Source organism: Paenibacillus forsythiae T98 (assembly GCF_000520735.1).
Classification (GTDB): domain Bacteria; phylum Bacillota; class Bacilli; order Paenibacillales; family Paenibacillaceae; genus Paenibacillus_AQ; species Paenibacillus_AQ forsythiae.
On sequence record NZ_ASSC01000360.1, the window covers coordinates 1 to 8457 of the forward strand.

Consider the following 8457-nt stretch of genomic DNA (forward strand, 5'->3'; position numbering starts at 1 on the left):
CGCTGCCGCTGTCCGTCGGAGCCTCCAGCAAGGTGCTGGCCGCTTACGCTCCTCCGGAGATCCAAAGGGGGCTGCTGGAGGGCGAGGACTGGCCGCGGGCGATTGACCGCCAGGGATATACGGATCAGTTGAGGGAAGTAATCCGCTCGGGCTATGCGACCAGCTTTGAGGAACGCGAGCCGGGCGCGGCCGCTGTGGCCGTGCCCGTCATCGGGCGAAGCGGCGAGGTGGCCGCCGCGTTGTCGGTGTCCGGGCCGGTCAGCAGGCTGTCCCGGGAGACGCTGGTCGAATATGCGGATGTGCTGAAGGAAGCGGCTGCGGAGATGGGACTGATGGTGAGCTGATTCATCTCAAAGTAAATGCCGGCGCAGTTGTGGACGTGAATGGAGTCCCGAGCTGCCGCCGGATTTTATGGTAAAAATGAATAACAAGCCGACAGAATCGTGTATGAAATATTTCTCCGCAAACCTGAGATCGTTATGAAGGATATGGTTATGAGTTTTTCTCTAAATCCTGATATGCCGGCCAGACTGAGCACAGGCGATGTTATTCAGAGCAACGCGCTGGATATCTATAAAGAAATGCATGTGAAAATCTCCTTTACCGACCCGGAAGTTGACGACAGCGACGACTTGGCGACCTATAATCGATTCAGGTGTATATCTCTTTGTAATCTGTGCCCTCGAACTTTTGATGCCGATCACCCCGAAATAAATTTTCATTTTTATAGCCGGAATACGTGCTTCTGGAAGTGTTCTGCCGCCACGGTTGTACCCATTCGAAGGTCAATTTTTAAAAAATTATCAATCCCTACTAATTTGTCAGTACTTTAATAAAGAGCAGACTGCCGTGGCGATCTGCTCTTTTGACTATTGTATCTGTCGTTGAATATTCATAATTCGTTGTCAACAACATTTTGTGTATGTGCAGTGCAGCACTCTCCTTAATGACAGTACCTGTAATAAAAGTGCATACTTATATATTTGCAGTGTAATCTTTATACTCTAAAAAGAAATAAATAAAACATAAGGAGGGCAAATCTTTGAAGACTCTTGTTATCGTAACACACCCAAGCATAGAAACATCCGTCATTAATAAAAGATGGGCAGAGGAATTCGAAAAATATCCGGAAAAGTATACTGTTCACGAATTGTATAAGGTTTACCCTGATGGAAACTTAGACGTGGAAAAAGAACAAAAATTGGTTGAATCGCATGGTAATCTTGTATTGCAGTTCCCTATATATTGGTTTAATTGTCCGCCTCTCCTTAAAAAATGGCTTGACGATGTATTGGCTTACGGTTGGGCTTATGGTTCGAACGAAGGCGATAAATTAAAAAACCGCAAAGTTGCACTTGGTGTTTCTGCAGGAATCAAAAAAGGAGATTATAGTGAAATAGGGAGATATCGGTATACACTTGAACAAATATTGGTTCCGTTTGAAACGACCTTCCTATACTGCAAAGCAGATTATCGTTCGTTCTTTGCGTTTTATGGTACGGAAAACGAAGCGGGTGAAAATGTGCCCGGTACGGAAAATGAGACATCTGCGAGCGAATTGGAAAAAAGCGCACAAGATTATTTGGATTTTATTTACAACCTTTAAAAAAGCAGCTTTATGAAGCCATAAAAAAAGAAGTATTTCCTTGTTCGGAGATACTTCTTTTGATGCATAGTTTTCACAAACTCGTGACTTCAGTCGTGAGTTAGAAAACTTCGGATAGGGCGTGGCATATGCCACGTTAAATATCCGACACATGTTTAGGTGACTATTACAACAATCCCTTTAGTGTCAAGGTTTCTATAGAAAAATAACACTGACATATGTTATTCTGTAGCCAGAGGTGATGATATGTCCGAAATCAAGCATGGTCGTGGTTATGTCTATGCCATTCAGTACCACATCGTATGGTGCGTAAAGTACCGACACAAGATTCTTGTCGAAGAAATAGACGTAAGACTAAAAGAAATTCTTGTTCAGATTGCATCCGATAACAACTTCACAATATCTGACATTGAAAGTGACTCCGATCACATTCATCTTTTAGTGGATTGTACACCACAGCATTCGATACCGGGTATGATAAAAGCATTAAAAGGTGTTTCCGCAAGACTTTTGTTTAAAGAGTTTCCAAAGATTAGACAGAAATTGTGGGGAGGCAATCTTTGGAATCCTTCTTATTTTGTTGCAACAGGAAGTGAACATACAGAAGCACAGATAAGAACGTATATTCAAAATCAGAAAGTGAAGTGAAAAGCCATGGTAGTGAATAAAGCTTACAAATTTCGCATTTACCCCACGCCAGAACAAGCCACACTCATTAACAAGACGATTGGATGCGCTCGATTTGTATTTAATCGTTTTCTAGCCCTATGGAGTGACACATATAAAGAAACAGGAAAAGGCTTATCTTATGGTGCATGTTCTGCTGAACTTACAAAACTAAAACAAGAACTAGACTGGTTGAAAGAACCGGACAAATTTTCTTTACAAAATGCACTGAGGAATTTGAGTGACGCCTACCATCGCTTTTTCAAAAAACAAAACGATGCGCCTAAGTTTAAGAGTAAAAAGAATCCTGTACAGTCTTACCAAACAAACTACACGAATGGAAATATTGAAATGGTAGACAATCAGATCAAGTTACCTAAACTTGGACTTGTGAAATTTGCTAAAAGCCGTGAAGTTGAAGGACGTATCCTGAACGCTACGATTAGACGCCATCCAAGCGGCAAATACTTTGTATCTGTGCTTGTAGAAGCTAACATCCAAGAATTGCCCAAAACAGGCAAAGAAGTTGGCATCGATGTTGGTTTGAAAGATTTTGCAATTCTATCCAATGGCGTAGTAGTTGGCAACCCTAAATTCTTTCGCAGACTGGAAGAAAAACTGGCAAGGGCACAGCGTAAACTTTCACGCATGATGAAAGGCAGCAGCAATTGGAACAAGCAACGCATCAAAGTAGCGCGAATTCACGAGAAAATCACGAATGCTCGTACGGACTACTTGCAACAAATTTCAACGCATATTGTCAAAAACCACGACATCATTGCGATTGAAGATTTACAGGTAGCCAATATGGTCAAGAATCATAAGTTAGCTAAGGCAATTAGCGAGGTTTCCTGGTCGATGTTTCGCTCCATGCTAGAGTACAAAGCGAAGTGGTATGGTCGCATAGTTGTGGCTGTGGGTAAAACATTCGCATCTTCGCAGCTATGCTCCTGCTGTGGCTATAAGCACAAAGATGTAAAAGACCTAAAGTTGCGTGAATGGGACTGCCCAGAATGTGGAGCGCACCACGACCGAGACTTTAACGCAAGCCTGAACATTCTTGCCGAAGGCAAAAGACTTCTTGCTGTGTAATCCTTACACGAACTGTCGGAACGACAGGGTTAGCTTGGTAAATTTCTCTTCGTTGAAGGGACTACCCAAGAATCTCGTGACTTTAGTCATGAGAGGTTCAATTAAACAAAATAGCTATGCCTATCGCTGTACAGCCTCCAAAGCTGGCACACTGTTTTTCTCCCCCCACTCGCACATCATATTTAGCACCGGAATGAGAGAAAGACCACGTTCAGATAATGAATATTCAACTTTTGGAGGTACTTGGGGAAATTCCTTGCGTATGATAAGGCTATCTGCCTCAAGTTCTTTTAACATGATGCTTAGCGTTTTAAAGGAAATGGTACCGATAGATCGCTTTAGTTCATTAAACCGCATAACTTTATTTTCAGACAGCCAATACATAATGATCATTTTATATTTACCGCCTATTAAGGACAACGTGTATCCAAAGCCAGTATCTTTTAGTTTCACGCCGGTCGGAACACAGGTTTCGTGCACAAGTTACACTCTCCTTTTGTTGAATATATGCTATAAATATATATACTTTACTTAAGATCATTATGCAATCCTTTTAAAAGGTTGTAAGATCGCAGTTGAAACGCCCTGGCGCTCGGCGTAACTCATGAGGCGGCGAGGGTTTATCAGGTTAAACTGCCCGTTTGTTCAGCAAGAAAAAGCCGACCGTCGAAGTTTGCTGATCGTTTCATTATGGGATTGCAAAAAGTATATAAAGAACAAATGTTCGGAAATATCAAATATCAACAGTGTAATTTAACATAGCCATCCCATTAAAAAGGGCGCGGGTCCGAACATCGGAATCCCGCGCTTCTTTGTGTTGCACAGCTTACCTTTACACGGAGCAGCAACCGGCGGGACTTGTCTATTCCAAGGAGAAAATGTCTTTTTTTCAAAGAAGCCGCTAGACAGAAAAATAGCGAACTGCTATAATGAAATCAAGTTATTCCTACAAAGTTGCTAGGATTAGTTGGACATAGTGTTATTGCGGAAAAACTGGCGCAAGCGCCAGCAGGTTAGGGGACTTCACATTGGCAAATAACCAATACAGGATTATTGAATCTATCGGCAATACCCCGCTTATCCGTCTTGCGAGTGTGACTGAGGATTTGGGGCGAACCGACGTGAGCGTGTATGTGAAGGCCGAGCAGCTCAATCCGAGCGGTTCGGTCAAGGACCGGGCCGCAAAGGCCATGATTGTGGAGGGAATCCGGTCGGGGCAATTGACCAAGGGCAAATCCATTATCGACGGGACGAGCGGCAATACCGGCATTGCCTACGCGATGATTGGCGCGGCTCTAGGGTACAAAGTAACCTTGTGCCTTCCGGGTAACGCGAATGTCGAACGCAAGCGGATTTTGCGGGCGTATCACGCGGAAATTATCGAGACCGATCCGCTGCTAAGCTCGGATGGCGCGCAGCTTGAAGCTAAACGAATAGCGGAGCTTGAGGCGGATCGGTATTTTTACCCCGATCAATACAATAATGACGCGAACTGGAAAGCCCACTATGAGACGACCGCGCCGGAAATCTGGGAACAGACGGATCATAAGGTCACTCATTTTATCGCCGGCATGGGCACGTCGGGCACCTTTATCGGAACTTCCAGACGGTTGAAGGAATTGAATCCGGCTATTCAGACCGTTGCGATGCAGCCGGATTCGCCTCTGCATGGTCTGGAGGGTATGAAGCACCTGGCGACAACGCTGAAACCGGGAATCTACGACCAGACGGTGGCCGACGGGCTGATAGAGGTCGAAACCGAGGAAGCGTACGCCATGACGCGCAGGCTGGCGCGGGAGGAAGGGCTGCTGGTCGGAATCAGCTCCGGAGCCAATGTGCATGCCGCGCTGAAGCTGGCTGCTACCGTCCCTCCCGGATCAGTCGTCGTGACCATTCTATGCGACAGCGGGCTTCGATATTTGAGCGACGGGCTGTGGACAAGGGGAGAGACGACATGATTCATCTGAAGCAGGAGCATATCGATCAAATCAATAGACACGCCGAGAAGGATTATCCGCACGAGTGCTGCGGCATTGTGTTCGGGCTGCTCAGCGAGGAGCAGTCGAAGGCGGTGACCGAGCTGCTTCCGATTTCCAATTCGCGGGAAGAGCAGGCCAGACATAACCGCTTCCTCATCACTTCGGAGGACATCATGAGAAGCGAGATGTACGCCCGGAAGCATAAGCTTGATGTTCTTGGCTTCTATCATTCGCATCCCGATCATCCCGCGCGTCCTTCCGCATTTGATCTGGAGCATGCCTGGCCGACCTACTCCTATCTGATTGTTGCGGTTGCGGAGGGGCAGGCTGAGGAATTGACTTCCTGGGAGCTGAACACTGACCGCTCCGCATTCCATTCTGAAACCATTATTAGGGAGGATTAGCCGTATGACAGTAAGTTTGCTTATTCCTACCGCCCTGCGCTCTTTTACGGACGGTTTGTCGGAAGTCGGCGTGGAGGCGGCGACGGTTGAAGAAGCGTTGACCGCTTTGACCGAACAATTTGTCGATCTTCGGCGCCATTTGTTTAACGATCAGGGCCAGCTGCGCAGCTATGTGAATATTTATGTGAACGAAGAGGACATCCGGCACAAGAACGGCTTGCAGACGGCCTTGTCGGATGGCGATGACGTAATGCTTGTGCCTTCCATCGCGGGCGGATCTCCCGTGGACACGGAAGGAGGCGGGAGCCCGGACCTTGACGGGCTTCCCGAGCTGACCAAAGACGAAATTACCCGGTACAGCCGTCACCTTATTCTGCCGGAGGTTGGCGTGGAAGGGCAGCGCATCCTCAAAAAAAGCCGGGTTCTGCTGATCGGAACCGGAGGACTTGGCGCGCCGGTCGCCATGTATTTGGCGGCCGCGGGCGTCGGGACGCTCGGCATTGTCGATTTTGATTTCGTGGATGAAACGAACTTGCAGCGGCAGATCATTCATGGCACGCGCGATATTGGCAGGCCGAAGATCGCATCCGCCAAGGACCGGATCAAGAGCATTAACCCGAAAGTCAATGTCATTGCCATTGAGCAGAGACTGACCAGTCAGAACGCCCTCGACATTATCAAGGATTATGATGTCGTTGTGGATGGCACGGATAATTTCCCGACGCGCTATCTGGTCAATGACGCCTGCGTGTTACTGGGCAAGCCGAACGTGTACGGCTCCGTATTCCGCTTCGAGGGGCAGGTCAGCGTGTTCTACGCGCAGGAGGGGGCCTGTTACCGCTGCCTGTATCCGGAGCCGCCTCCAGCCGGACTGGTCCCCACTTGCTCGGAAGGCGGCATTCTCGGCGTCCTTCCCGGTATCATCGGCTGCATTCAGGCGAATGAAACGATCAAGCTGCTCCTTGGCAAAGGTGAGCCTCTAATCAATCGTCTGCTGCTGTTCGACGCGCTGAAGATGAAGTTTCGGGAGCTTAAGCTCGGCAAGGATACGAACTGCCCCATTTGCGGAACACATCCTACCATTACATCCCCTATTGATTATGAAGAATTTTGCGGTCTGAAGAAGCCTGCCGAGGAAGAGCCGATTGAGGAGATTACGGCCGCCGAACTGAAAAGACGCTTCGATGGCGGGGAGCAGGTGCAGATCCTGGACATCCGGGAGCCTCATGAGCTTGCGATGGGCAAGCTGCCGGACACCAAAGCCATTCCCTTCGGACAGATCGTTCGCCGGAAAGCGGAGCTTGATCCAGAGCGCGATACGGTCGTCATATGTAAAATCGGGCAGCGCAGCGTGATGGCGATCCGCACGTTGCGGGACTCCGGCTATACCGGCAGACTGCTGAATTTGAAAGACGGCATGAACGCATGGGCTCAGGAGATCGATCCCCGGATAGCGCAGTACTGACGCAAAATCTGACTTATAAACTTATTTATAGTAGGCCCATTGCCGAACCATGGCGCTTGATACACATGAGCCGGGAGGCCGCCGGATCGGACGGTTTGGCGCATTGCCGACTCGCTCCTGGAGGTAAGTACATATCGCTGCGGCGATGGGCCATATTATATATTTTTTCATTATGATTTTAATTTAAGGGGGATTCTCTATGGCCGAACAAAACAATGGAAATCTGGCCGTGCCGGCGCTCGGTTCGTCGGCAGCATATCAACTGGCAAATGTAACTAAATCCGCACCTCAATTCGATTCGCTTACGCCGCGCTGGATCACAAGGCTGTTCGAATGGAAAGGGCTTGAAACCGGGATTTACCGGCTTAACAAGGTGCAGGAAGGCGATACGCCGCTCGATATTTTGTGCAGCACCGGCGACACCTCGAACATTACCGAAGGCTTCGTCGATTATAGCGCGAACCCGCGCGAATATGTGCTGAACTCCATTTCGACGGTTATCAATGTCAATACCCGCGTATCGGACATATACAGCAGCCCGTTTAACCAGATTCAGGAGCAATTGCGCCTGGCCATCGAGAGCATCAAGGAAAGACAGGAGAGCCAGCTCATCAACAGCGACGATTACGGTCTTCTGAAAAATGCGGCCCCGTCCCAGCGCATTCAAACGCGCAACGGCGCGCCGACGCCGGATGATCTGGACGAGCTGATCTCCAAGGTGTGGAAGGAGCCTTCCTATTTCCTGGCTCACCCGCGGGCTATCGCGGCCATCGGCCGGGAATGCACAAGACGCGGCGTTCCGCCGCAAACGGTGCAAATCTTCGGCGCGCATTTCCTGACCTGGAGAGGCATCCCTATTATTCCTACGGACAAGCTGTTCGTCGACGGTCATAAGAACCCGAAAGGCCAGGCGGGCAAAACGAATATTTTGCTTGTCCGCACCGGAGAGAGCAAGCAGGGCGTGCTCGGCTTGTATCAAACGGGGCTTCCGGGCGAGCAGTCCCGCGGCCTTTCGGTTCGTTTCACAGGCATCGACAAGCAGGGTGTCGGCTCGTATCTCCTCTCCTTGTACTGCTCTGCCGCCATCCTTGCGGATGACGCGGTAGGTGTGCTGGAGGATGTGGATGTGGGTAATTACTATGACTACGAATAACGGACATCCATCCCTTCCGGACCCATCCGTCCTGGCGGCGCTGGCTGGCGCATACTTTCCGGAATTTTCGCCGGAAGGGGCCGCCGAGGCCG

General features: G+C 48.8%; 9 protein-coding genes and 1 pseudogene. 8 read left to right on the forward strand and 2 right to left on the reverse strand.

What is annotated here, in order from left to right:
* Window positions 1-344: IclR family transcriptional regulator domain-containing protein (locus tag L692_RS0111475; RefSeq protein ID WP_025699962.1), on the forward strand; the 344-nt coding region annotated here is incomplete at its 5' end.
* A gap of 267 nt (window positions 345-611) precedes the next feature.
* Here the strand turns inward: L692_RS0111475 and L692_RS33510 are convergent.
* Window positions 612-778: pseudogene (locus L692_RS33510) on the reverse strand (tRNA-binding protein); the annotation flags it as partial.
* Window positions 779-1042: 264 nt separating this feature from the next.
* On the opposite strand from L692_RS33510, the gene L692_RS0111485 reads away from it, so the two are divergent.
* The 3 genes from L692_RS0111485 (at window position 1043) to tnpB (ending at window position 3364) form a co-directional block, all read left to right on the forward strand.
* A complete protein-coding gene (locus tag L692_RS0111485; RefSeq protein WP_025699964.1) occupies window positions 1043-1606 on the forward strand; it encodes an NAD(P)H-dependent oxidoreductase in 564 nt (187 codons plus the stop codon).
* Window positions 1607-1852: 246 nt separating this feature from the next.
* Window positions 1853-2254: an IS200/IS605 family transposase gene (gene tnpA / locus L692_RS0111490; protein WP_025699965.1), complete on the forward strand. Its 402-nt coding sequence runs from the start codon at window positions 1853-1855 to the stop codon at window positions 2252-2254.
* A gap of 6 nt (window positions 2255-2260) precedes the next feature.
* Window positions 2261-3364, forward strand: coding sequence for an IS200/IS605 family element RNA-guided endonuclease TnpB (tnpB, locus tag L692_RS28540; RefSeq protein ID WP_036723299.1), 1104 nt, complete (start codon window positions 2261-2263; stop codon window positions 3362-3364).
* A 120-nt stretch (window positions 3365-3484) separates the two neighbouring features.
* Here tnpB and L692_RS0111500 read toward each other — a convergent pair whose 3' ends face one another.
* Window positions 3485-3844 carry a winged helix-turn-helix transcriptional regulator gene (locus tag L692_RS0111500; protein ID WP_025699967.1) on the reverse strand — a complete coding sequence of 120 codons (360 nt, stop codon included), beginning with the start codon at window positions 3842-3844 and terminating at the stop codon, window positions 3485-3487.
* 548 nt (window positions 3845-4392) lie between these two features.
* Between L692_RS0111500 and L692_RS0111505 the strand changes: the two genes are divergently transcribed.
* The 4 genes from L692_RS0111505 (at window position 4393) to L692_RS0111520 (ending at window position 8365) form a co-directional block, all read left to right on the forward strand.
* Window positions 4393-5322, forward strand: coding sequence for a PLP-dependent cysteine synthase family protein (locus L692_RS0111505; RefSeq protein ID WP_036723301.1), 930 nt, complete (start codon window positions 4393-4395; stop codon window positions 5320-5322).
* Entirely contained in the window at window positions 5319-5747 is a 429-nt protein-coding gene (locus L692_RS0111510; RefSeq protein ID WP_025699971.1) for a M67 family metallopeptidase, read from the forward strand. Before L692_RS0111505 ends, L692_RS0111510 begins: the two co-directional genes overlap by 4 nt.
* Window positions 5748-5751: 4 nt before the next feature.
* Complete coding sequence (moeB, locus tag L692_RS0111515; RefSeq protein WP_025699973.1) at window positions 5752-7212, forward strand: molybdopterin-synthase adenylyltransferase MoeB; 1461 nt, start codon at window positions 5752-5754, stop codon at window positions 7210-7212.
* A 199-nt stretch (window positions 7213-7411) separates the two neighbouring features.
* Window positions 7412-8365 (forward strand): family 2A encapsulin nanocompartment shell protein, encoded by a 954-nt coding sequence (locus L692_RS0111520; RefSeq protein WP_025699975.1) that lies wholly within the window; start codon window positions 7412-7414, stop codon window positions 8363-8365.
* The last annotated feature ends 92 nt before the right edge of the window (window positions 8366-8457 follow it).

Bases quoted from the DNA above. Each gene is read 5' to 3' on its own strand.
- L692_RS0111520 (WP_025699975.1), top strand. From the start codon at position 7,412: ATGGCCGAACAAAACAATGGAAATCTGGCCGTGCCGGCGCTCGGTTCG.
- tnpA (WP_025699965.1), top strand. From the start codon at position 1,853: ATGTCCGAAATCAAGCATGGTCGTGGTTATGTCTATGCCATTCAGTAC.
- moeB (WP_025699973.1), top strand. From the start codon at position 5,752: ATGACAGTAAGTTTGCTTATTCCTACCGCCCTGCGCTCTTTTACGGAC.
- L692_RS0111510 (WP_025699971.1), top strand. From the start codon at position 5,319: ATGATTCATCTGAAGCAGGAGCATATCGATCAAATCAATAGACACGCC.
- tnpB (WP_036723299.1), top strand. From the start codon at position 2,261: ATGGTAGTGAATAAAGCTTACAAATTTCGCATTTACCCCACGCCAGAA.